The organism is Mumia quercus (assembly GCF_025506335.1).
GTDB lineage: Bacteria > Actinomycetota > Actinomycetes > Propionibacteriales > Nocardioidaceae > Mumia > Mumia quercus.
Genome location: NZ_JANZYO010000002.1, coordinates 52,664 through 77,295, shown reverse-complemented (window position 1 = coordinate 77,295; position 24,632 = coordinate 52,664). Strand labels below are relative to the sequence as shown.

Below are 24,632 nucleotides of genomic sequence, written 5' to 3'. Positions count from 1 at the left end.
CGTTGCGGGAGCGTTGCGCTCGTGGGCGGCCTCACAGCGGGGCGTACGGGGGTGTGCGCGAACGGTTACGGACGCGCCATCCGCAGGGCAGCCGACGGGAAACACCGCGTTCGTAGCCTCCTGGGCACGGTGACCGGCATCCGGCCGGACCCCTCTCCTCCAGGAGCCCGTCATGGCGACCACGATCACTCCGACGGATGGCCCGGTACGACGTCGTACGGGGCGCTGGATCGACCACTGGGAGCCTGAGGACTCGGCGTTCTGGGAGTCCAGCGGCCGTCAAGTCGCGCGGCGCAACCTGGTCGTCTCGATCCTCGCCGAGCACCTCGGGTTCTCGGTCTGGATGCTCTGGAGCATCGTCGCGGTGAACCTGAACGCGGCCGGGTTCGCGCTCACCGACTCGCAGCTGCTCTGGCTCGTCGCCGTCCCGAGCCTGGTGGGTGCGACGCTGCGTCTGCCGTACACGTTCGCCGTCGGTCTGTTCGGCGGGCGCAACTTCACCATCGTCTCGGCGCTCCTGCTGCTGATCCCGACCATCGGGCTCGCGGTCGTCGTGCAGCGGCCCGACACGCCGTTCTGGGCACTGCTCCTGGTCGCGGCGACCGCGGGATTCGGCGGCGGCAACTTCGCGTCGTCGATGACGAACATCTCGTACTTCTTCCCCGAGAAGGAGAAGGGCTGGGCGCTCGGCCTCAACGCCGCCGGTGGCAACATCGGGGTCGCGGTCGTCCAGGCGCCGTTCGTCGTCACCGCGGTCGTGACGGCCGGTGGCGGGCTCGTGCTCTGGCGGGCGGGGCTGATGTGGGTGCCGCTCATCCTGGTCGCGGCGTTCCTCGCCTGGAAGGCGATGGACAACCTGAGCACCGCCCGGGCCGACTTCTCCACCTCGGCCGCCGCAGCCAAGCGCCCGCACACGTGGGTCATGTCGTTCCTGTACGTCGGCACGTTCGGCTCGTTCATGGGGTACGCCGCCGCGTTCCCGATGCTGATCAAGATGGAGTTCGCGGAGGTGAACCCGGCGAGCTGGGCGTTCCTCGGGGCGCTCGTCGGCTCGCTCGCCCGGCCGTACGGGGGCAGGCTGTCCGACCGGGTCGGAGGCGCTGTCGTCACCGCGGCCAGCTTCGTCGTGATGGGAGTCGGGGTGCTCTGCGCGGTGTTCGCGCTGCGCGCCGGGTCGTTCCTCTTCTTCCTGGCCTCGTTCCTGCTGCTGTTCGTCGCGACCGGCATCAGCAACGGCTCGACGTACCGGATGATCCCGGCGATCTTCCGCGCCACGGCGGCCGACGGCGCGGAGGGCATGCTGCGAGCCAAGCGCGAGGCGGCGGCCGCGATCGGCATCATCTCGGCGGTCGGCGCGTTCGGCGGCTTCTTCGTCCCGCGGATCTACGCGTGGGCGTCGGAGGCGACGGGTTCGATCGAGCCTGCCATGTTCGTCTACGTCGGCGTGTACGCGACGATGCTGGCCGTCACGTGGTTCGTCTACCTCCGCCCCGGGGCGACGATGGCGAAGGCGCGCGTATGACGGACACGCACTGCCCGTACTGCGCTCTCCAGTGCGCCATGCGGCTGGCGGCCGGGGTGGACGGAGTCCTGGCGGCCTCGCCTCGGGACTTCCCGACCAACCGGGGAGGGATATGCCAGAAGGGCTGGACCAGCGCCGACCTGCTGAGGGCGCCGGACCGGATCACCGCACCGCTGCGGCGCACCACGGACGGCCGGTACGAGGAGGTCACGTGGGACGCGGCCCTCGACGAGATCGCGTCGCGGGTGACCGCGCTCCAGACGGCCCACGGCCGCGACGCGGTCGCGGTGTTCGGTGGCGGCGGGCTGACCAACGAGAAGGCGTACGCCCTCGGCAAGTTCGCGCGTACGGTGCTGCGGACCCGCTTCATCGACTACAACGGCCGCTTCTGCATGGCGTCGGCTGCCGCGGCGGGCAACCGGGCGTTCGGGGTCGACCGCGGACTGCCGTTCCCGCTGACCGACCTCGCCGGAGCTGAGGCGGTCCTGCTGCTCGGCAGCAACCTCGCCGACACCATGCCCCCTGCGGTGCAGCACCTGGGTGGCGTCCGAGAGCACGGCGGGCTGGTCGTCGTCGACCCGCGCCGCAGCGCCACCGCGCGCCTGGCCGACGACGGTGCGGGCGAGCACCTCGCCCTCGTCCCCGGCACCGACCTCGTGCTGCTGCTCGGCCTCACCCACGTGGTGCTCGCCGAAGGGCTGGCTGACACCGCTTACCTGGAGGAGCGCACCCACGGTCTCGACGACGTCCGGCGCAGCGTCGCCGCCTGGTGGCCGGAGCGCGTCGCGTCGGTGACCGGCATCGACGAGGGGACCCTGCGTCGCGTCGCACGCCGGCTCGCGGCAGCCGCCCCGTGCCACGGCGGCGCGGGCGCGTACGTGCTGACGGGACGCGGTGCCGAGCAGCACGTCGACGGTACGGACACGGTGACGGCGGCGATCAACCTCGCGCTCTGCCTGGGCCTGCCGGGCGGTGCCGGCAGCGGGTACGGCTGCGTCACCGGACAGGGCAACGGCCAAGGAGGGCGAGAGCACGGGCAGAAGGCCGACCAGCTACCGGGTTACCGGATGATCGACGACCCCGCGGCACGCGAGCACGTGGCGCGGGTGTGGGGCGTCGACCCGGACTCCCTGCCGGGCAAGGGCGTTCCGGCCGTCGAGCTGCTGAGGCGGCTCGGGGCGGACGACGGGCCCAAGGCGCTGTTCGTCCACGGCGCGAACCTGGTCGTCAGCGCGCCCGACGCGGGCGTGGTCACCGAGCGGCTGCGAGGGCTCGACCTGCTGGTGGTGTGCGACTTCTTTCCGTCGGAGACCGCGCTGCTCGCCGACTTCGTCCTGCCGACGACGCAGTGGGCCGAGGAGGAGGGGACGATGACGAGCCTCGAAGGGCGTGTGCTGCGCCGACGGGCCGCGCTCGCACCGCCGCCGGGGGTGCGCAGCGAGCTCGAGATCCTCGCGGGCCTGGGGGAGCGGCTCGGGTCGCCGGTCGCGTTGCCGACCGACCCGCGGACCGTCTTCGACGAGCTGCGACGCGCCTCGGCCGGGGGACGGGCCGACTACGCAGGGATCTCGTACGACCGGCTCGACGCGGGCGAGGAGCTGTACTGGCCGTGCCCCGCCGAGGACCACCCGGGGACGCCGCGGCTGTTCGCCGACGCGTTCGCGACGCCGGACGGGAGGGCGCGGATGGTGGCGGTCACGCCGGTCGGTCCGGACGACGACCTCCGTCGCGACGCACCGGTCTACCTGGTCACCGGCCGGGTGCTCCCGCACTACCAGTCCGGAGCTCAGACCCGCCGCGTCGCGCGGCTCCACGACGCGGCGCCCGCGGCGTACGTCGAGCTCCACCCGCAGCTGGCCGCTCGACTCGGGATCGAGGGCGTCGAGGACGTCCGGGTGTCGTCGAGTCGCGGCTCGATGGTCGCGCAGGCTCGGATCAGCGCGGACATCCGGCCGGACACCGTCTTCGCGCCGTTCCACTTCGCCGGGCTCGCGCGGGTCAACAGCGTGACGAACGCGGCCACGGACCCGATCTCGGGGATGCCTGAGTTCAAGGTGTGCGCGGTGACGGTGGAGGTCGCCCGGTGAACGGGGAGGGCTCGATCCGGGTGGTCGTCGTCGGCGCCGGGATGGTCGGCATCCGGTTTGCCGAGGAGGTCGCTCGCGCCGACCGCGCCGGGAGGTTCGAGGTGCTGGTGCTCGGTGAGGAGGAGTACGAGCCGTACAACCGGATCCTGCTCACCGAGCTCGTCGCCGGGCGTGCAGAGCTCGCGAGCCTCGCGCTGGCTCGACCGGCAGGGGCGACCGTGCGACTCGGCGCGCGCGTCGAGCGGATCGACCGCGAGGCCCGCGCGGTGTGCGTCGACGACGAGCCCGTGCCGTACGACCACCTGGTGCTGGCGACCGGGGCCCGGGGGCGGGTGCTCCGCGTGCCGGGGCTGGACGCGGGGCCGGACGAGCCGCTGCCCGGGGGCGTGTTCGTGCTGCGCTCCGTCGACGACGCCCGAGGGATCAGCGCGGCCGCGCTCAACTCCCGCCGCGCTGTCGTCGTCGGCGGCGGGCCGCTGGGTGTCGAGGCGGCGTGCGGTCTGCGGCTGCGAGGCGTCGACGTCGACGTCGTGTCGTTCGCGGGCCACCTGCTCGACCGCGACCTCGACCCCGAGCCCGGGCGGTTGCTGGCCGAGGCGGTCTCCGACCTCGGCATCGCGTTCCACGGCGACGCCGCCCTCGCTGCCCTGACGCACGACGACCGGCACGTCAGGGGAGTGGTCCTCGACGACGGTCGTACGCTCGCCGCCGACCTGGTCGTGCTCGCCTGCGGAGCGGTCCCGGAGACCGCGCTCGCCACCGCGGCCGGCCTCGAGGTCGCTCACGGCGTGGTCGTCGGCGACGACCTCGCGACGACCCGCGATCCTGCGATCCACGCGATCGGCGACTGCGCGCAGACCCCGTCCGGCGTCGCGGGCCTCGTCGCGCCCGGCTGGGAGCAGGCACGCGCGCTCGCCCGGCGCCTGGTCGACGGGGAGGCTGCCGACCCGGTTGCGGTCGTCCTCGACGGCGCCGCCATGCGCCTCAAGGCGGCCGGCGTCAGCCTCGTCGCGGCGGGGCGCAAGGCATCGACGGCCGGCGGTGCGCGTGTGCTGACCATGAGCGACCCGTACGCGCGCCGCTACGTCGAGGTGGTCGTCGACGGCGACGCGCTGGTCGGGATGACATGCCTGGGGGCGCCGGAGCTCGCGTCGTCGTTGAGCGTCCAGCTCGGCCGGCCGTCCGTGGTGCCGCTCGACCCTCTGCAGCTCCTCGCGCCGAGCGCCGGTCAGGGGGACACCGCTGCGGGATCACCCACGACGATGCCGGGCGGAACGACGGTGTGCCGCTGCAACGGTGTCACCAAGCGCGACCTGGTCGCGGCGTGGGACGGCGGCGCGTGCTCCGTCGACGCGCTCGCGACCACCACCCGCGCTACCACCGGGTGCGGCGGCTGCACGTCGCTCGTGCGGGGGATCGCGGACTGGCTGCAGGTCTCGGACGCCGATGCCGACGCCTCACAGTCCCGCTCCGCCACTCGTGAGCCAGTTGTGAAGGGGGCGTAACCGGAATGGACCAGGACCCGAAACACCTCGTTCCTACGGTCTCGGACATGGACACGGAGGTCAGGGCAGCAGACGGCCGGGCACGTCTCGTCGTCGTCGGCGCCGGCATGGTCGCGCACCGGCTGGTCGAGGCGCTCGTCGAGCGCGACGCGACCGAGACCTGGACCGTCGACGTCTTCGGGGAGGAGTCCCGCCCTCCGTACGACCGGGTGGCGCTGACGTCGTTCTTCTCCGACCGGGACCCCGACGATCTCGTCCTCGGCGACCCGGCGCTGTGGTCGTCCGAAGGGGTGCGGCTGCACCGCGGCGTCCGCGTGACGCAGATCGACCGCGAGCGCCGCACCGTCACCGCACGGGGACGTACCTACCCCTACGACGCCCTCGTGCTCGCCACCGGGTCGTACGCGATGGTCCCGCCGATCGAGGGCAAGGACACGCCTGGGTGCTTCGTGTACCGGACGGTGGACGACGTCGCGGAGCTCCGGGCGTACGTGAACGAGCTCGCCGGCCGGCTCGACCGGCCCGTGCGTGGTGCGGTCGTCGGCGGGGGCCTGCTCGGTCTCGAAGCGGCCGGCGCGCTCCAGGCGCTCGGCGCGGAGTCCACCGTCGTCGAGTTCGCGCCGTGGCTGATGCCGATGCAGGTCGACGAGGCGGGTGGTCGGACCCTGCGGCGGATCATCGAGCAGCTCGGCGTCGAGGTGCGTACGGGGACGGCGACGTCGCGCGTCCGCGCCGGACGTGGGGGAACGGTCCGCGCGATGGAGTTCGCGAACGGTGGCGGAAGCATCGACGCCGACGTCGTCGTGTTCGCCACCGGCGTGCGGCCGCGCGACGAGCTGGCGCGCGACGCCGGGCTGTCGATCGGCGAGCGCGGGGGAGTGGTGTGCGACGACGCCTGCCGGACGGACGACCCGGCGATCTTCGCGATCGGCGAGGTCGCGCACGTCGCAGGCCGTACCTGGGGCCTCGTCGGTCCCGGCTACACGATGGCCGAGGTCGTCGCGGACCGGCTCGTCGGCGGCGACGCGACGTTCACCGGCGGCGACCTGTCGACCAAGCTCAAGCTGCTCGGCGTCGACGTCGCGAGCTTCGGCGACGCCTTCGCCGGGACGGACGGGAGCCTCGAGGTCGTGTACGCCGACCCGGTCGGCGGCGTCTACAAGAAGCTCGTGATGTCCGATGACGCCACGACGCTGCTCGGTGGCATCCTCGTCGGGGACGCGGAGGCGTACGCGTCCCTACGACCGATGGTCGGCAGTGCGCTCGGCGCGGATCCGACGGCGTGGCTGGTCCCGGACGGCGGGACGCCGGTGTCGGGCGGATCGCTGCCGGACACGGCGGCCGTGTGCTCGTGCAACAACGTGACCGCGGGGGCGATCCGTGGGGCGGTGCGCGGAGACGACGGGTCTGGCGCCGAGCCCTGCCACGACCTCGGTGCCCTCAAGGCATGCACGAGGGCCGGGACGAGCTGTGGCTCCTGCCTCCCGCTGGTCAAGAAGCTGCTCGACGAGGAGCTGACGGCAGCCGGGATCGAGACGTCGAACGCGCTCTGCGAGCACTTCGCGATGAGCCGCGCGCAGCTGTTCGACGTCGTCCGCGTCACGGGGATCCGGACGTTCTCCGAGCTCGTCGCCGCCCACGGCACCGGGCGCGGCTGCGACATCTGCCGGCCTGTCGTGGCGTCGATCCTCGCGTCGCTCGGGGCCGGGCACGTGCTCGACGGCGAGGCCGCCGCGCTGCAGGACACCAACGACCACGTGATGGCGAACATGCAGAAGGACGGCACCTACTCGGTCGTCCCGCGCATCCCGGGGGGAGAGGTGACGCCCGAGGGTCTGATCGCGATCGGGCAGGTCGCCGCAGACTTCGGGTTGTACACGAAGATCACGGGCGGGCAGCGGATCGACCTGTTCGGGGCGCGGATCGAGCAGCTCCCGGCGATCTGGCGGCGGCTCGTGGACGCCGGGTTCGAGTCCGGCCACGCGTACGGCAAGTCGCTGCGCACGGTGAAGTCGTGCGTCGGCTCGACCTGGTGCCGCTTCGGCGTGCAGGACTCCGTCGGGCTCGCGGTCGCGTTGGAGCTGCGCTACCGCGGGCTGCGTTCGCCTCACAAGATCAAGCTCGGCGTCTCGGGGTGTGCGCGGGAGTGCGCTGAGGCGCGGGGCAAGGACGTCGGGGTGATCGCGACCGAGAAGGGCTGGAACGTCTACGTCGGTGGCAACGGCGGCTTCACCCCGCGGCACGCGCAGCTGTTCGCGGAGGACCTCACGACGGACGCGCTGGTCCGTACGATCGACCGGTTCCTCATGTACTACATCCGCACCGCCGACCGGCTGCAGCGCACAGCGCCTTGGCTCGAGTCGGTCGAGGGTGGCCTCGATCACGTACGATCGGTGGTGCTCGACGACAGCCTCGGGATCGCCGCCGATCTCGACGCCGCGATGGCGCGGCACGTCGAGGCGTACGAGGACGAGTGGGCAGCGGCGCTCGCCGATCCTGCGAAGCTGAGCAAGTTCGCGAGCTTCGTCAACAGTCCCGACACCCCCGACCCGGACCTCGTCTACGTCGCCGAGCGCGGTCAACGCCGACCCGCCAGTCCGCAGGAGCGGGCGACGCTGATCGCCGGGACGACGCTGGAGGTCCGCACGTGAGCGCTGCATCTCTCACCACGCCCGTGACCGCGACGTGGGTACGCGTCTGTGCGGTCGACGCGTTGTTCCCGGACCGCGGTGCGGCGGCGCTCGTCGACGGGCGGCAGGTCGCGCTGTTCCGGCTCGCCGGTGACGCCCCCACGACCGTACGCGCGATCGGCCACCGTGACCCGTACAGCGGAGCCAACGTGATGGCCCGCGGACTGGTCGGCACCGTCGGTGACGTCCCGGTGGTCGTCTCACCGATGCACAAGCAGCGGTTCCGCTTCGACGACGGGTGCGCGATCGACGAACCGGGGGTGTCGGTCGGCGTCTGGGCGACACGCGTGCTCGACGGCGTCGTCGAGGTCGCCGCGACTCCTCTCGTCGAGCCCTCGGCCGGCCTGTGACCCCGCTCGGTCCGGTGCTCACCGGGACCTCCGTCCTCGTCACCGCTCAACGGCGCGCGGACGACCTGGCGATGGCGCTGAGTCGTCGTGGTGCGGTGGTGTCGGTCGCGTCGGCGCTGGGCGTCGAGTCCCACATCGACGAGGACACGCTGCTCGACCGGACTCGTGAGCTCGTCGCGGAGTCTGCCGACGTCGTCGTGGTGACGACCGGCATCGGGTTCCGCTCGTGGCTCGACACCGCCGAGGCCGCAGGGCTCGGCGAGGCGCTGGTCGACGCCTTGGCGCGTACGCGGCTGGTCGCGCGCGGACCCAAGGCGCGCGGCGCGCTCCAGGCGGCGGGGCTGGTCCCGGACTGGGTCGCGGAGTCCGAGACGTCGGCGGAGATCGCCGACTTCCTGTGCACCGAAGGCATCCGGGGTCAGCGCATCGTCGTCCAGCACCACGGAGCAGGCGACGACGGGTTGGAGCGGCGGCTTCGCGCGGCGGGCGGTGACCCGGTCGGGCTCGTGGTCTACCGGTGGGGTCCTCCGCCGGATCCCGAGGCGGTCGCCGCGTCCGTACGCGACGCAGCCGCGGGAGCGTACGACGCCGTGGTCTTCACCTCCGCTCCGGGCGCGGCCGCGTGGATCACCGCCGCGCGCGAGGCAGGTGTGCTCGAGGAGATCCTCACGCTCGACCGGACGGGGGCGTTGACGTCGGCCGCTGTCGGCCCGGTGACCGCCGAGCCGCTGCGCACGGCGGGTCTCGATCCTGTCGTCCCGGACCGGGGTCGTCTCGGCTCGCTCGTACGGACGCTCATCATGCACCTCGGTGACGACCACGAGGCGACTCCGACAGCGGCAGGTGCGCTGCGGCTGCGGGCGAGGACGGCGACCCTCGACCACGAGGTCGTGGGCGTCTCGCCGAGCGGGCTGGCCGTCCTGCGCGCGCTCGCCGCGGTCCCGGGCGCCGTCGTGTCGCGTGAGGCTCTGCTCAAGGTGCTGCCGGGGTGCTCGACCGATCCGCACACGGCGGAGGTCGCGGTCGCCAGGCTGCGTGACGCGTTCGGGGGACGACCGGTGGTGGAGACGGTGGTGAAGCGTGGGTACCGGCTCAACCTGCGCCACGGGGCGCCCGCATGACGAGGCTCGTGGCGTGCAGCCACGGCACCCGTGACCCTGCCGGGCAGGCGGCGATCGCACGGCTGGTCGACTCGGTCTCGGGCGCTCTGCCCGGACTCGCGGTCGCGCCGACGTATGTGGACGTGCAGCACCCGCAGGTCGCCGAGGTGGTGGAGGGCGTCAGCGGGCCGACCGTCGTGGTGCCGTTGCTGCTGTCGTCCGGCTATCACGTCCACGTCGACATCGCGGACGCCGTGTCGACGCGTCGCGAGGCCGTTGCGGCGCCCGCCCTCGGACCGGACCCCGTGCTCGCGGGGCTGACCGCCAAGCGGCTGCGTCAGGCGGGGCTGCGTGCCGCGGATCGGGTGGTGCTGGCCGCGGCGGGCTCGTCCGATCCGCGAGCGAGGCGTGACACCGAGCGGGCGGCCGCACTGCTGGAGTCGGCGCTGGGTCGCCCCGTCGCGCTCGGGCACGTCGGCGCTGGACGCGACACGGTGGCGTCGGTCGTGGCGGAGCAGCGGCGGCGCACTCCGTACGCGCGGGTGGCCGTCGCGTCGTACTTGCTGGCCCCCGGATGGTTCCGCGACCGCCTCGACAACGTCGGTGCCGACCTCGTCAGCGCCCCGCTGCTCGACGGTGGCGAGCCCGACGCCCGTCTGACGGGCCTCGTCGTACGCCGGTTCCTCGACACCATGCGCCAAGACCCACAGTGCGGTCCTTTGGTGTCAGCAGGTGGCACCAAAGGACCGCACTGAGGTCGCACGCCTGCCGGATCCGTGGACGGGCGCTGGCGCTCGGCGATCGCGCGGTGTCAGGATGTGCCGCTGCGCAACCGCAATGAAGGCTGGTGGACCCCACGGTGATCGACGGGCTCATGTCGTTCCTGCGGGAGTTCATCTCGGCCATCGCGGCAGCGGCGCTGCTGGATTTCGTGCGGAGGAGGTTCCGCAAGCAGCTCGCCGAGGTGACCTGGCGTGTCGCGTTCGTCGCCGTGCTGGTCGGGGCGGCGACCGCCGTGATGGCGGAGGACTTCGCCCGCTACCTGCCCGCGGGCTCGTGGGGTGCAGAGGTCACCGAAGGCGTCGCGAACGTCGCACTCCTGTCCGCAGCCGTCATCACGGGCTTCGCCGCCGTACGCTCCTGGCGGTTGCGTCGCGATCTGCGGTGACCGACCTCCGCAGTGCGGCGCGGCGGCGGGACACCTAGCCTCGCCCTGACGGCACGACCAGGGGGACCGATGAGCGCGACGGAGACGGCGACGCCCTCGACTGCGGGCAAGCTGAGCCTGCCGACGCTCACCGCGATGGTCGTCGGCGGCATGGTCGGTGCGGGTGTGTTCTCGCTGCCGGCGCGGTTCGGCGTCGCGACCGGCATCCTCGGCTCGCTGATCGCGTGGGCGATCGCCGGTACAGGCATGCTCATGCTGGCCTTCGTCTTCCAGAACCTCGCGATCCGCAAGCCCGAGCTCGACTCCGGGGTCTTCATCTACGCCAAGGCGGGCTTCGGCGACTACGCGGGCTTCAACTCGGCGATCGGGTTCTGGGCGAGCGCGGTCGCGGGCAACACGTTCTACTGGGTCTTCATCACCGCCACCCTCGGGGCGTTCTTCGACGGGTTCGGCGACGGCGACACCGTCCTCGCAGTGGCGCTCGGCACGGCCGGTGTCTGGTTCTTCCACTACCTCATCGCCCGCGGGGTGCGCGACGCCGCGATCATCAACCGGATCGTCACCGTCTTCAAGATCCTCCCGATCGTCGTCTTCATCATCGTGCTGTTCGTGAACTTCGACGCGGGCGTGTTCGCCGACAACTGGACGGCGTACGGCTACGGCGACCTCGGCAACCTCGACGAGCAGGTCCGCAACACGATGATCATCACGACGTTCGTGTTCATCGGGATCGAGGGAGCGAGCGTCTACTCCCGGTACGCCAAGAAGCGCTCGGACGTCGGACGCGCCACCGTGCTGGGGTTCCTCAGCGTGCTGTCGCTGTTCGCGCTCGTGACCTTGTCGAGCTACTCGGTGATGCCGCAGCCGGAGCTCGCCGACACCCGGCAGCCGTCGATGGTCGGGGTGTTCCAGTCGGTCGTCGGGGACTGGGGCGAGGTCTTCATCAGCGTCGCCGTCATCGTCTCGGTCCTGGGCGCCTACCTGGCGTGGACGCTGATGGCCGCCGAGGTGATGTTCATCCCCGCCCGCAACGACGACTTCCCGAAGTTCCTCGGCCAGGAGGACAGGAACGGCACCCCGATCACCTCGCTGGTCGTGACGTCACTCGGCGTCCAGGCCCTGCTCGCGCTCACCCTCGTCATCGAGGACGCGCTGAACTTCATGCTGGACCTGAGCACGAGCCTCGCCCTGCTGCCGTACTTCCTCGCCGCCGCGTACGCGCTCAAGCTCGGCCTCACCGGCGAGGCGTACGAGGGGGTCGCGAGGCAGACCCGGCGTCGCGAGACGATCGTCGCGGGCGTCGCCACGGTGTACACGCTCTTCCTGTTCGACGCCGCCGGCCTGGAGTTCCTCGTGCTGTCGACGCTCATCCTGGCGCCTGCCACCGTCCTGTACGTCAAGGCGCGGACGGAGAACCGGCGGCAGCTCTTCACGCCGACCGAGATCGCCCTGTTCGTGCTGATCCTTGTCGGCGCGCTCGCGGGCGTCATCAGCCTGTGGACCGGACGCATTGCCCTCTGACCCTGCCAGCACCGAGAAAGGCCTCGTCATGACCGACACGGGACCCGCTGCCTCGTACGGAGTCCACTCCGAGGTCGGGCGGCTCCGCAAGGTGCTCGTCTGCCGCCCGGGACTCGCGCACCGGCGCCTTACGCCGACCAACGCCGACGACCTGCTGTTCGACGACGTGATGTGGGTGGAGAACGCGCAGCGCGACCACGCCGACTTCGTCGACAAGCTCACGAGCCGCGGTGTCGAGGTCGTGGAGCTGCACGACCTGCTCGCACAGACGGTCGCGCGTCGTGAGGCGCGCGACTGGCTGCTCGACCGCAAGATCGTGCCGAACGAGGTCGGGATCGGGCTGATCGACGGCACGCGTGCGTACCTGGAGAGCCTCGAACCCTCCCGGCTCGCCGAGCTGCTCATCGGCGGCCTGGCGACCCAGGACCTGCCCGAGGACTACCGTTCGCCGTACCTCGCCATGGCACGGGAGTCCCCGGACTCGCGCGAGTACCTCATGCCGCCGCTGCCCAACACGCTCTACACCCGCGACACGACGTGCTGGCTGTACGGCGGGCTGACCATGAATCCGCTCTACTGGCCGGCGCGCCACGACGAGACGCTGCTGATGAAGGCGATCTACACGTTCCATCCCGACTACGTGGGCGCGACGGTGTGGTGGGGCGACCCTGAGCTCGACTGGGGACAGGCGACGTTCGAGGGCGGCGACATCATGCCCGTGGGCAACGGGGTGGTGCTCATGGGCATGAGCGAGCGCACGTCGCGGCAGGCGATCACCCAGGTGGCGCAGGCGCTCTTCGACCAGGGCGCCGCAGAGCGGGTCGTCGTCGCCGGCATGCCGAAGCTCCGCGCGGCGATGCACCTCGACACCGTGTTCACGTTCGCCGACCGCGACATCGTGACGCTCTACCCGCGGATCGTCGACGCCGTCCACACGTTCTCGCTCTACCCGAGCGACGCCGCGCCCGGCGTCGACGTCGTCGACGAGGGGGCGGGCCGGTTCGTCGAGGTGGTCGCGCAGTCGCTCGGTCTCGACGAGCTGCGGGTGATCGAGACCGGGGGAGACGTGTACGCGTCGGAGCGCCAGCAGTGGGACTCCGGCAACAACGCGGTCGCCCTCGAGCCCGGCGTCGTCTTCACGTACGACCGCAACACGGAGACGAACGCGCTGCTGCGCAAGGCGGGCGTCGAGGTCATCACGATCGTCGGTGCCGAGCTGGGACGCGGACGAGGGGGCGGGCACTGCATGACGTGCCCGATCGTGCGCGATCCCGTCGACTTCTGAGCCGTCCGCCGCCGCGTTGGTTCCTCCGTGGTCACCGGGGCGGGCGCGGTGACCACCCACGCACCAACGCGCGGGCGGCGTGGGATACCGAGGAACGGCGTGTCTCGCCTCTAGGCTCGCCACCATGGCGAGCCGTACGTCTTCCCCACCGCAAGGGTCGTCGAAGAAGAAGCCCTCGCGGTCGTCCGGTGGCCAGGACCGTCGTCCGCAGCAGCGCGGCCGTGGCTCGACCAAGCGTCAGCCGCCCGTCCCGCCGCCGAGGACAGGCCCTGGCCCGTTCGTCCGTGTCCTCAGCGCGATCGGCCGCGCGATCGGGGCCCTCTGGATGGGGCTCGCCCGCCTGATCGGGGCCCTCGTCCGCAGCGTCGGGTCGGCAGCTCGCGACCTCGATCCCGAGCACCGCCGCGACGGGATCGGCCTTGCGCTCATCGGCCTGGGTGTGGTCGTCGTCGGCGCGGTCTGGTTCCAGGTCGACAGCCCGGTGACCCACGCCGTCGCCGAGGCGGTGTCCAACAGCGTCGGGCTGCTCGCGTGGACGGTTCCGCTGGCGCTGTTCGTCGTCGGTGCGCGCACGATGCGCAACCCCGAGGCCAACGGCCCGCTCGGCCGCCAGGTCATCGGGTGGGCGGCGCTGGCGGGCGGCACGTTGGGGATCGTCTCGATCGCCAACGGCATCCCGAAGCCGTCCGAGGCCGGCGGCGAGGGGATCCGTGACGCGGGAGGTGCGATCGGCTTCGGCGTCTCCAAGCTGCTCGACGACCTCCTCCGCACCCCGTACGTGACCGTCCCGCTCCTGGCCCTGCTGGCGTTCTTCGGGCTGCTCGTCATCACCGGCACCCCCGTCTACCGCATCCCCGACCGGCTGCGCAGCGCCCGCGACATGGTGCTCGGACGCCGCCACTTCGAGTCCGATCCCGCCCCGGCCGAGCCCGCCCGCAAGCGCACGCCCCGCGGCGGCACCGGAAGCGACGTGCCGTACGACAACCCGCTGGTCGTGGGGGCCGACGAGGAACCCACCGTCGACACCGGCGCCCGCAAGGGCAAGCTCAAGAAGGCCCCCACGCCGGAGGACGACACGGTCGGCGTCGACGTCGCCGAGGCGGCACCGCCAGCCGACGACGAGCCTGTCGAGCTCCCGCCGATGACGCCGCTGCCGGCGCGCGCCGAGCAGCTCGCCCTCTCCGGTGACATCGTCTACACGCTGCCCGCCAACGACATGCTCCGCGAGGGCACCCCGCACAAGGCCCGCACAGCGGCTTCGGACTCGGTCGTCGCGCGCTTGACGACGGTGCTGGAGGAGTTCGGCGTCGACGCCGAGGTCACCGGCTACACGCGTGGACCGACGGTCACCCGGTACGAGATCGAGCTCGGCCAGGGCGTGAAGGTCGAGAAGATCACCGCGCTCGCGAAGAACATCTCCTACGCCGTCGCGTCGAACGAGGTCCGGATCCTCTCGCCGATCCCGGGCAAGTCCGCGATCGGCATCGAGATCCCGAACACCGACAAGGAGACCGTCTCCCTCGGCGACGTGCTCCGCTCCAACCGGGCACGCAGCGACCACCACCCGATGGTCGTGGGTCTCGGCAAGGACGTCGAGGGCGGCTTCGTCGTCGCCAACATGGCGAAGATGCCGCACCTCCTCGTCGCCGGCGCCACGGGGTCCGGCAAGTCGAGCTTCATCAACTCGATGATCTCCTCGGTGCTCATGCGGGCGACGCCGGACGAGGTGCGGATGATCCTCGTCGACCCCAAGCGCGTCGAGCTCACCGCGTACGAGGGCATCCCGCACCTCATCACGCAGATCATCACCAACCCCAAGAAGGCGGCCGAGGCGCTGCAGTGGGTCGTGCGCGAGATGGACCTGCGCTACGACGACCTGGCCAACTTCGGGTTCCGGCACATCGACGACTTCAACAAGGCGGTGCGCGAGGGATCGGTCAAGGTGCCGCCGGGCAGCGAGCGTGTCCTCGCTCCGTACCCGTATCTGCTCGTCGTCGTCGACGAGCTCGCCGACCTCATGATGGTGGCCCCGCGCGACGTCGAGGACTCGATCGTCCGCATCACCCAGCTGGCGCGCGCCGCCGGCATCCACCTCGTGCTGGCGACCCAGCGTCCGTCGGTCGACGTGGTCACGGGCCTGATCAAGGCGAACGTGCCCAGCCGGCTCGCCTTTGCGACCTCGTCGCTGGCCGACAGCCGGGTCATCCTCGACCAGCCGGGCGCTGAGAAGCTCGTCGGCGGCGGTGACGGGCTCTTCTTGCCGATGGGCGCGAACAAGCCGCTGCGCATGCAGGGCGCGTGGATCACCGAGAAGGAGATCCACGACGTCGTCCAGCACTGCAAGGACCAGCTGCAGCCGGTCTACCGCGAGGACGTCACCGCGCCCCAGGCGAGCAAGCGCGAGCTCGACGACGACATCGGCGACGACCTGGAGCTGGTGCTGCAGGCGGTCGAGCTCGTGGTCAACACCCAGTTCGGGTCGACGTCCATGCTGCAGCGCAAGCTCCGCGTGGGCTTCGCCAAGGCGGGCCGCCTGATGGACATCCTCGAGTCACGCGGCGTCGTCGGTCCCAGCGAGGGCTCGAAGGCGCGCGACGTGCTGATCAAGCCGGACGACCTGGACGAGGTCCTGGAGACGCTGCGGGGAGAGTGACATGACAGATCGGCTGGAGCAGGGACGGACGCTCGACCCCGCGGGGACGGGGTCGGGGGAGGTGCTCGAGGTACGCCGCAGTGCGGGCGTCCTCGCGCTCGTCGCCGTGGGAGCGGGCGTGCTGGCGGTCGCGTACGCCGTGCGCGCGGTCGACGGCTCGGCGCTGCTCTGGTTGATCGCGGGCGTGCTCGGTGGCGTCGGGCTGCTGGCGGGTCGGGGGTGGTACGACGCGCGGAGCCCGCTGATGGTCGCGGACTCGCTCGGCGTACGCGTACGGCACGGCGACGCGTGGCGAGGGTTCCCCTGGGCCGATGTCGATCACGTCGTGCTCGCGGAGCCCAGGGGACTGCTCGGCGACGGGGCGATCGACGTGGTCGCCTCGGACGGGACGGCGTTCGTGGTGCCGCTGGGACTGGCCGTGCGCGCGAGCCGCGAGGACGTCGCCGAGGCGCTGCGGCAGCTCTCGGGCGACGACGAGATCGTGGTCGTGCCGCCCCGCGACGCCGACGCGGACACGCCTCCGCCCGCGGACACCGCTGAACTTGCCGAGGCAGCGCCGGCGCAGGACCGTGACGACGAGGACGCGCCGCCCGCTCCCGTACCGCCGGCTCCCGCCCCGCCCGCTCCCGCCCCGCCGGTGCGGTCGGTCAGCGCGCCGGCGCGGATCGACCTCGGTCTGGTGCAGAGCGCGGGGACCTCCGCTCTCGCGCCGGGCTACAAGGTCGTCACGGCGCTGCGCGCGAGCCATGGCCGCCCGGAGCTCGTCATCGACGCGCCCGCCGAGGACGCGCCGCGCTCCCTCGTGGTCGACGCACCCGCGCCTGAGCCCGCGCCTGAGGCGGACGACGCGGCGGATGCCGAACCCGTCCAGACCGTTCCTGGCCTCGGCGACCAGCTCCGTACCGCGCGCGAGAGCGCAGGGGTCAGCATCGACGACCTCGCCGAGCGCACCCGCATCCGCCCTCACGTGATCGAGGCCCTGGAGGCGGACGACGTGTCGGCCTGCGGCGGCGACTTCTACGCACGCGGCCACCTCCGCTCGCTCGGTCGTGCGCTCGGGACGGACCCGGAGCCGTGGATCGCGCGCTACGACGCCTCGTACGCCCAGGCTCCGATCCCGGCGCGTGCGGTCTTCGAGGCCGAGCGCGCCACCGGGGCCCAGGCGATCCGGGTCGCCCGCGGTGGCCGGAGCTGGCTCGCGCTCACCGTCGTCGTCCTGGTGCTCGCGATCATCTGGGGCATCGGGCAGCTCGTGGTCGGCAACGGCGACGACACCGACGCTCCCGCGAGCGTCCCCACCGAGGTGGCACCGCCCCCCGCCGACCCGTCGTCGCTGGCCGGGCTCGGAGCCCCGACGACCAACCACCTCCTCATCCGCGGCAAGGAGAAGAAGCCCACCAAGGTGACCGTCACGGACGGCACGGGAGCCACGATCTGGACCGGTGACCTCGCGAAGGGCGAGTTCAAGCGGGTCAGCGTCGTCGGACCCGCGAAGGTCACCGTCGGACGGGCCGACGCCGCGACCGTGGCGGTCAACGGAGGCAAGGCGCGACGTGTCGCGGACGGCTCCGAGAAGGGGTCGGCCACGCTCGGCGATTCTTGAGGGTGGCGATAGGCTGGAGCGAGGTCCAAGGCCAGGGGCACCAGACGACCTGCCACCCCGAGCCGGCCCGAGGAGAGAGATGAACGACACGTCGACGCCTGCCCCGCAGGCGCCGAGCAACTACAACATCGCGAACGCGCTGACCGTCCTCCGGATCGCGTTCGTCCCGTTGTTCGGGTGGCTCCTCCTCCTCGACGGCGGTGAGGACACCGGTCTGCGGCTCGCGGCCTGGGCGGTCTTCGTCGTCGCGATGGCGACGGACCGCATCGACGGCAACCTGGCCCGCAGCCGCGGGCTCATCACCGACTTCGGCAAGATCGCCGACCCGATCGCCGACAAGGCGCTCACCGGCATGGCGTTCGTCGGGCTCTCGATCATCGGTGCGCTCCCGTGGTGGGTGACGATCCTCGTCCTCGTCCGCGAGTGGGGCATCACCTTCATGCGCTTCGGCGTGATCCGCTACGGCGTGATGCCGGCCTCGCGCGGCGGCAAGCTCAAGACCGTGCTGCAGGCCGTGGCCCTGGGGGCGTACGTCTTCCCGATCGAGGCGCTGCTGCCCGACTGGATGATGTGGTTCGCCTACCTGACGATGGGCGCTGCCGTGCTGGTGACGGTCATCACCGGTTTCGACTACATCGCGCAGGCGGTGCGCATGGTCCGCGCGTCCAAGGCGAAGGACGTCCCCGAGCAGGTCGCCGGACGTCCGTGACCGGCCTCGCGGGCGGTGACCCGCGGTCCTTGGTCGACGAGCTGCGTCGCCGTGCGCAGTCCGTCGCGTTCGCCGAGTCGCTGACCGGGGGAGCGCTCTGTGCGCGTGTCGTCGACGTCCCCGGCGCCTCCGACGTGGTGCGGGGCGGCGTCGTCGCCTACGCGGCCGATCTCAAGAGCGCGCTCCTGGGCGTGGACCAGGTCTTGATCGCCGCCCGAGGCACGGTGGACCCGGGTGTCGCCGAGGCGATGGCTCAGGGTGTCCGCGACCGGCTCGGCGCCTCGTACGGCGTGGCGACGACAGGCGTGGCGGGCCCGGGTCCGAGCGAGGGCAAGCCGGCCGGGACCGCGTACGTCGCGGTGGCCTGGGAGGACGGCGTACGGACCCTCGGGCTGGCGCTCGACGGCGACCGTGCAGCCGTACGCGCAGGGTCCGTCGACGCGGCGCTCGGCCTGCTCGGCGAGGTTCTGGACGAGGGACGAAACGCCCCTTGATCTGAGCACGTTGCCGGTCCGCCACTCGTAGCGCATAGAGTGGTGGGAAGAACACGGCTCGACGAGGAGTTGTACCAAGTCTGAGAGCGGAGGTGTGAGATGACGGTGCTTCGACGTTTGATCGGTGAGGTCCTGCGGGCTCGCCGGATGGCTAAGGGGCTGACGCTGCGCGACGTCTCTGCTGCCGCTCGGGTCAGCCTCGGCTACATCTCCGAGGTCGAGCGCGGCCAGAAGGAGCCGAGCTCCGAGCTTCTCGCCGCCCTGTGCGACGCCCTCGAAGTGCCGATGTCGCAGGTGCTTCGTGACGTGAGCGCGCTGATGGAGATCCAGGAGCAGTCGACGATCGACGCCTCGATCGCCCTCGCGCCGGAGTCCGACTCCGTCGGCGTCCGCTGAGCCTCACGGGGCTGGTTGGCAGTGCGGGCACCAGTAGGTGACGCGCTCCTCGACCCCGCGGGTCTGAGTGACGATCGGCGCGCGGCGCTCGACGCGGGTGCCGCAGCGACGGCACGGCTCGCCGCCTCGTCCGTACACCCAGGTGCGTTGTCCTCGCCGGTCCACGCCGGTGGTGACGATGGCGGGGAACGCGCGGTTCGCGACGAGCATGCGGCGCGCAGTCGCGAGCGTACGGGTCAGGTCGGGGTCGTCGCCGACGGTGGTGTCCGGATGCAGGCCGCGGACGTACAGGATCTCGTTGCGGAAGATGTTGCCGACACCGGCGAGGTTGGTCTGGTCGAGCAGCGCCTCGCCGAGGTTGCGGGCGGGATCGGCGCTCACGCGACGTGAGGCCTCCGCGGCGTCGAAGTCCGGGTCGAGCAGGTCCGGACCGAGCCGCGCGCGGACCGCCTCGGCCTGCTCGAGCGTCAGCAGCTCGACGGTCGGCAGCAGGAACCCGACGGCCTGCACCCGCTCGGTCTGCAGCACCACGCGCGCCTCGTGACCGGGCCGGGTCCAGCGACCGCCGGCGTCGTACGTCCGCCACGACCCGTCCATGCCGAGGCGGGTGTGGAGCGAGAGGTCGCCGATCCGGGCGAAGAGGTGCTTGCCTCGGCTCGAGACGCTCTGGACCGTCTCGCCGGCGAGGTCGGAGGTCGCGAGCTGGGGGGTGCGGAAGTCGGTCCGGACCAGGGTCTTGCCCCGCAGCGCGTCGTCGAGGCGTCGTGCCGTACGCCAGACGGCGTCTCCCTCGGGCACCGTCAGCCCCGGATCCGCAGGCCGCGCGGCGTCGCGTGGAACCCCGCCTTGGCGAGCGCCTCGCCGAGCGCCGTGCCCAGCACCGCCTCGCCGTCGGCCTTCTCGACCGTGAGGCGCCCCAGCACGCCGTCGCGGACGGCGGTCGCCAGCGCGTCGATGGCCGGCTCGAGCCGGGCGGCGCCCTCCGGGTCGTCGAGGTCGTCGAACGTGAGGAGCGTGCGCCCGCCCCGCTCGACGTACAGCGAGAGCGCTCCGTCGACCAGCACCACGAGCGCGCCGGCCTTGCGTCCGGGGCGGTGTCCGCCACCGGTCTCGGGCCATCCCAGCGCAGCCCCGTACGGGTTGGCGGGGTCGGTGGCGGCCAGGGTGACGGCACGCCGCTCGGGATCCTGGCCCGGCTCACGGGCGTACGAGCGCAGGCGGTCGACGGCGCCGGCCGTGGCGAACTGGGCGGCGCCGAGGCCGTCGACGAAGTAGCCCCGACGTGCCCGCCCGGCCTCCTCGAAGCCGCTCAGGACCTTGTAGACGGCGGCGAACCCACCGGTCACCCCTTCGCTCACGGCCGTGCCGCGGGTGACGACGCCGTGCCGCTCGAGCAGCTGCTCGGCGGTCGCGTGCGCGCGGACGGTCGGGTTGTCCTCGGGGCGCGGGACCAGCGCCCAGCGTCCGCCCACGGTCGGCGGACCCGTACGGGTCGGCATCGTCGGGCGTGCGAAGGACGGCGCACGACGCCCGCGCAGCCGCGGTGCGGCGCGCGCGGTGCGGTGAGCGGTGCGACCGGCGCCGATCAGCGTGCGCAGTGGCGCCAGCGTGTCGTTGGTGAGGTAGCCGGCCCACACGAGGTCCCAGAGCGCGTCGGCCAGCTCGGCATCGGGGGCCGAGGTGTCGCCGCCGGCTGCCACGGCGTCGGCGAGCTGGCGGAAGAAGTACGCACCGCCGGACTGGACGACGCCGAGCACCGCCTCCTGGAGCGCGCTCAGCTCGAGCTCGGACGGCGGCGCGAGCGTCAGCGGCGCGGTGTCGGCGAGGTGCAGCGAGACCCAGCCGTCGTTGCCCGGCAGCGCGCCGACCCCCGACCAGACGACCTCGCCGGCGGTGGTGAGCTCGTCGAGCATCGCGGGGGAGTAGTCGAGGACGCGCGAGCGCAGCACCAGGGGCTCGAGCGCCGAGGCCGGCACCGATGAGCCGGCGAGCTGCTCGATCGCCGTCAGCAGGCCGTCGACGCCGCGCAGCCGCCCGCCCACGTGCTGCCACGCGGGCAGGAAGCGGCCCAGGGTCTCGGGTGAGACGGGCTCGACCTCCTTGCGCAGCGCGGCCAGCGAGCGGCGGCGCAGGCGCCGCACGACCTCGGCATCGCACCACTCCGACCCGCCGGCGCCGGGCGTGAACTCGCCGTCGGTGACGCGACCGTGGGCGGCGAGCCGGCGCAGCGTCTCGGACACCACCGCGACCCCGAGGCCGAAGCGCGCGGCGACGTCGCCGGCGACAAACGGCCCGTGGGTCCGGGCGTAGCGCGCCACGAGGTCGCCCAGCGGGTCGTCGACCGGCTCGACGAACGCGTCCGGCACGCCGATCGGGACAGGGGTGCCGAGCGCGTCGCGCAGGCGGCCGGCGTCCTCCACGGCGACCCACCACTGGGCCGCCTCGCCCGCGCTCGACGGCGCGGGGACACGGATCACGCGCCGGGCCTCCGCCAGCTCGACGAGCCACGCCGACGCCTCCGCGGGCTCGGTGCAGCGTTCGGCGACCTCCTCCGACGTCATCGGGCCGAGCATCCGGAGAAGGTCGGCGACCCCCTCGGCGCCTCGGGCACGGCGCTCGGGGACGAGCCGTTGGAGCTCGGCCTCGGTCTGCGCGATCACCTCGGCGTCGAGGAGGTCGCGCAGCTCCGCCCGGCCGAGCAGCTCCGACAGCAGCGACGAGTCGAGCGCGAGCGCCGCGGCACGGCGCTCGGCGAGCGGGCTGTCACCCTCGTACAGGAACGCGGCGACGTAACCGAAGAGCAGCGACTTCGCGAACGGCGACGGCTCCTGGGTCGCTACGTCGACGATCCGTAGGCGCCGGCTCTCCAGGTCACGCATCATCTGCACCAGCGACGGCAGGTCGTAGACGTCCTGGAGCACCTCGCGCACGGTCTCGAGCACGATCGGGAACGTCGGGTAGCGCCGGGCGACCTCCAGCAGCTGCGCGGCCCGCTGGCGCTGCTGCCACAGCGGGCTGCGGCGACCGGGGTCACGGCGAGGCAGCAGCAGGGCCCGGGCGGCGCACTCGCGGAAGCGCGCCGCGAACAGCGCCGAGCCGCCGACCTCCTCGGTGACGAGGTCCTCGATCTCCTCCGCGGTGAAGGCGAACAGCTCACCGCCCGGCGGCTCGGCGTCGGTCTCGGGGAGGCGGACGACGATGCCGTCGTCGCTGGCCATGCTCGCGGAGTCGAGGCCGTAGCGCTCACGCACCCGTGCACCCACCGCCAGCGCCCACGGCGCGTGGACGGCGAGGCCGAGCGGGGAGTGCAGCACGAGACGCCAGTCGCCGAGCTCGTCGCGGAAGCGCTCGACGACCAGCAGGGTGTCGTCGGGCACCCGCCCGGTCGCGGCCTTCTGCTCGTCGACGAGGGCGAAGAGGTTGTCGATCGCGTACGGGTCGAGCCCTGCGGTCTCGCATCGGGCCCGCGCCTCGTCGCGGTCGCCGGTCGCCATCGCCCGCGTGAAGGCACCGAGAGCCCGGCCGAGCTCGATCGGCCGGCCAGGGTTGTCGCCGCGCCAGAACGGCAGGCGCCCGGGCTGCCCGTACGCGGGGGAGACGAGCACGCGGTCGTGGGTGATGTCCTCGATGCGCCAGCTCGTCGCCCCGAGGGCGAACACGTCACCGACGCGCGACTCGTAGACCATCTCCTCGTCCAGCTCGCCCACGCGCGCGCTGCCGCGCGCGGTGGACTCCGCGCCGACGAGGTAGACACCGAAGAGCCCCCGGTCGGGGATCGTGCCGCCTGACGTGACGGCGAGGCGCTGCGCTCCGGGTCGGCCGGTGAGCGTGCCGGCGACGCGGTCCCAGACCAGGCGCGGCCGCAGCTCGGCGAACTCGTCGGACGGGTAGCGGCCCGCAAGGAGGTCGAGCGTCGCCTCGTACGCGGAGCGGGGGAGCGTCGCGTACGGCGCGGCCCGCCGGACCGTCTCGTACAGCTCGTCGACGTCGAGGGTGTCGAGCGCGCACGCGGCGACGACCTGCTGCGCGAGGACGTCGAGCGGGTTGGTCGGGACGGTCAGCTCCTCGATGGCGCCGGAGACCATGCGCTCGATCGTGACGGTGGCCTGGAGGAGGTCGGTGCGGTGCTTCGGGAAGACGACTCCCCGCGACACCTCGCCCACCTGGTGCCCCGCGCGGCCGACCCGCTGGAGCCCGCTGGCCACCGACGGCGGTGACTCGACCTGGACGACGAGGTCGACCGCGCCCATGTCGATGCCGAGCTCCAGGCTCGAGGTCGCGACGACGCAGGGCAGTCGGCCGGACTTGAGGTCGTCCTCGATGAGGGCGCGCTGCTCCTTGCTGACCGACCCGTGATGGGCACGTGCCAGGATCGGCGAGGCGCCCGCGGCGGTGCCGGACTGGCCGGGCGTGGCCGCGGCGGGGGAGCCGGTGTCGGGAAGCGTGGCGCCGAGTCGCTCGGCATGGATCTCGTTGAGGCGCGCGGTCAGCCGCTCGGCGAGGCGGCGCGAGTTGGCGAACACGATGGACGACCGTGCCTGCTCGACGAGGTCGACGACGCGCTCCTCGACGTGAGGCCAGATCGAGGCCTGGTCTCGTGGATCGGGGTCGTCGTCGCCCTCGCTCGTCCGCGTGGGCAGGGAGGTCATGTCCTCGACCGGCACGACCACCGAGAGGTCCCAGCGCTTCTCGGACTCCGGCGCCACCACGCGTACGGGGGCAGCGCCGCCCAGGAACCGCGCGACCTCCGTGTGCGGGCGGACGGTCGCGGACAGGCCGATGCGCTGCGCCGGGGTCTCGAGGAGGGCGTCGAGCCGCTCGAGGGTCAGCGCGAGGTGGGCGCCGCGCTTGGTGCCGGCGACGGCGTGGACCTCGTCGACGATGACGGCCTCGACGCCGCGCAGCGTCTCTCGCGCCGCCGACGTCAGCACGAGGAACAGCGACTCGGGCGTGGTGATGAGGATGTCGGGCGGCCGGGTCGCGAGCGTACGACGCTCGGCGGGCGTCGTGTCGCCGGAGCGCACGCCGACGGTGACGTCGCGGGGGAGCGCGGACTCGCCGTCGGCCGCCAGGCGCTTCGCGGTCTGGGTGATGCCGACCAGCGGAGAGCGGAGGTTGCGCTCGACGTCCACGGCCAGCGCCTTGAGCGGCGACACGTAGAGCACGCGGGTGCGCCGCTTGGCGTCGTCGGGCTCCGGCCCGGTGACGAGCCGGTCGAGCGCCCACAGGAACGCCGAGAGCGTCTTGCCCGAGCCGGTGGGGGCGACGACGAGCGCGTTGCTGCCCTGGGCGATGGCGTCCCATGCTCCGGCCTGCGCGGCGGTCGGTGCCGGGAACGCGCCGCGGAACCACGCCGCGGTCGCGGGCGAGAAGCGGTCGAGCACGTCGGGCACGTCGGGCACCCGTCCATCCTGCCTCGCGTCGCTGACACGTTCATGTCGACCGCGCACGCTCACCCCTGCCCGCGGGGTTTTCCACGCCAGCGTGGCAAACCCCGGTTGGCGCGGCAAGCATGCCGCGCCAACCACGGGATCCCGCGCCAGCGTGGC

General features: G+C 72.6%; 17 protein-coding genes. 15 read left to right on the top strand and 2 right to left on the bottom strand.

The window, feature by feature from the left end; all coding sequences use genetic code 11:
• Nucleotides 1-172 precede the first annotated feature (172 nt).
• From NYZ95_RS03715 to NYZ95_RS03645, 15 genes are all read left to right on the top strand, one after another.
• Complete coding sequence (locus tag NYZ95_RS03715) at nt 173-1,522, top strand: MFS transporter (protein WP_262848824.1); 1,350 nt, start codon at nt 173-175, stop codon at nt 1,520-1,522.
• The gene (locus NYZ95_RS03710) at nt 1,519-3,609 is read left to right on the top strand and encodes a molybdopterin oxidoreductase family protein (protein ID WP_262848822.1); all 2,091 of its coding nucleotides are present in this window, start codon (nt 1,519-1,521) and stop codon (nt 3,607-3,609) included. The genes NYZ95_RS03715 and NYZ95_RS03710 overlap by 4 nt, the downstream gene beginning before the upstream one ends.
• On the top strand, nt 3,606-5,114 hold the full coding sequence (locus NYZ95_RS03705; protein ID WP_262848820.1) for an FAD-dependent oxidoreductase: 1,509 nt from the start codon (nt 3,606-3,608) through the stop codon (nt 5,112-5,114). Before NYZ95_RS03710 ends, NYZ95_RS03705 begins: the two co-directional genes overlap by 4 nt.
• 47 nt (nt 5,115-5,161) lie before the next feature.
• Nucleotides 5,162-7,765 carry a nitrite reductase large subunit NirB gene (gene nirB, locus NYZ95_RS03700; protein ID WP_262848818.1) on the top strand — a complete coding sequence of 868 codons (2,604 nt, stop codon included), beginning with the start codon at nt 5,162-5,164 and terminating at the stop codon, nt 7,763-7,765.
• Nucleotides 7,762-8,154, top strand: coding sequence for a nitrite reductase small subunit NirD (nirD, locus tag NYZ95_RS03695; protein WP_262848816.1), 393 nt, complete (start codon nt 7,762-7,764; stop codon nt 8,152-8,154). Before nirB ends, nirD begins: the two co-directional genes overlap by 4 nt.
• A 14-nt stretch (nt 8,155-8,168) precedes the next feature.
• Nucleotides 8,169-9,275, top strand: a complete 1,107-nt coding sequence (locus tag NYZ95_RS03690; protein ID WP_262848815.1) for a uroporphyrinogen-III synthase — start codon at nt 8,169-8,171, stop codon at nt 9,273-9,275.
• On the top strand, nt 9,272-10,009 hold the full coding sequence (locus NYZ95_RS03685; RefSeq protein WP_262848813.1) for a sirohydrochlorin chelatase: 738 nt from the start codon (nt 9,272-9,274) through the stop codon (nt 10,007-10,009). Before NYZ95_RS03690 ends, NYZ95_RS03685 begins: the two co-directional genes overlap by 4 nt.
• 92 nt (nt 10,010-10,101) lie before the next feature.
• Complete coding sequence (locus NYZ95_RS03680) at nt 10,102-10,422, top strand: hypothetical protein (RefSeq protein ID WP_262848811.1); 321 nt, start codon at nt 10,102-10,104, stop codon at nt 10,420-10,422.
• Nucleotides 10,423-10,491: 69 nt separating this feature from the next.
• Nucleotides 10,492-11,943: a basic amino acid/polyamine antiporter gene (locus tag NYZ95_RS03675; protein ID WP_262848809.1), complete on the top strand. Its 1,452-nt coding sequence runs from the start codon at nt 10,492-10,494 to the stop codon at nt 11,941-11,943.
• 28 nt (nt 11,944-11,971) lie between these two features.
• Nucleotides 11,972-13,228, top strand: a complete 1,257-nt coding sequence (locus tag NYZ95_RS03670) for an arginine deiminase (protein ID WP_262848807.1) — start codon at nt 11,972-11,974, stop codon at nt 13,226-13,228.
• Between the two features lie 124 nt (nt 13,229-13,352).
• Nucleotides 13,353-15,881: a DNA translocase FtsK gene (locus tag NYZ95_RS03665; protein WP_262848805.1), complete on the top strand. Its 2,529-nt coding sequence runs from the start codon at nt 13,353-13,355 to the stop codon at nt 15,879-15,881.
• 1 nt (nt 15,882) lies between these two features.
• The gene (locus NYZ95_RS03660) at nt 15,883-17,484 is read left to right on the top strand and encodes a helix-turn-helix domain-containing protein (RefSeq protein WP_262848804.1); all 1,602 of its coding nucleotides are present in this window, start codon (nt 15,883-15,885) and stop codon (nt 17,482-17,484) included.
• A gap of 79 nt (nt 17,485-17,563) precedes the next feature.
• The gene (gene pgsA / locus NYZ95_RS03655) at nt 17,564-18,193 is read left to right on the top strand and encodes a CDP-diacylglycerol--glycerol-3-phosphate 3-phosphatidyltransferase (protein ID WP_262848803.1); all 630 of its coding nucleotides are present in this window, start codon (nt 17,564-17,566) and stop codon (nt 18,191-18,193) included.
• Nucleotides 18,190-18,687 carry a CinA family protein gene (locus NYZ95_RS03650; protein ID WP_262848802.1) on the top strand — a complete coding sequence of 166 codons (498 nt, stop codon included), beginning with the start codon at nt 18,190-18,192 and terminating at the stop codon, nt 18,685-18,687. Before pgsA ends, NYZ95_RS03650 begins: the two co-directional genes overlap by 4 nt.
• A gap of 99 nt (nt 18,688-18,786) precedes the next feature.
• Nucleotides 18,787-19,083, top strand: a complete 297-nt coding sequence (locus tag NYZ95_RS03645) for a helix-turn-helix domain-containing protein (protein ID WP_262848801.1) — start codon at nt 18,787-18,789, stop codon at nt 19,081-19,083.
• A 3-nt stretch (nt 19,084-19,086) separates the two neighbouring features.
• Here NYZ95_RS03645 and NYZ95_RS03640 read toward each other — a convergent pair whose 3' ends face one another.
• Complete coding sequence (locus NYZ95_RS03640) at nt 19,087-19,881, bottom strand: DNA-formamidopyrimidine glycosylase family protein (RefSeq protein ID WP_262848799.1); 795 nt, start codon at nt 19,879-19,881, stop codon at nt 19,087-19,089.
• 2 nt (nt 19,882-19,883) lie between these two features.
• Complete coding sequence (locus tag NYZ95_RS03635) at nt 19,884-24,485, bottom strand: ATP-dependent helicase (protein ID WP_262848798.1); 4,602 nt, start codon at nt 24,483-24,485, stop codon at nt 19,884-19,886.
• Nucleotides 24,486-24,632: the final 147 nt, after the last annotated feature.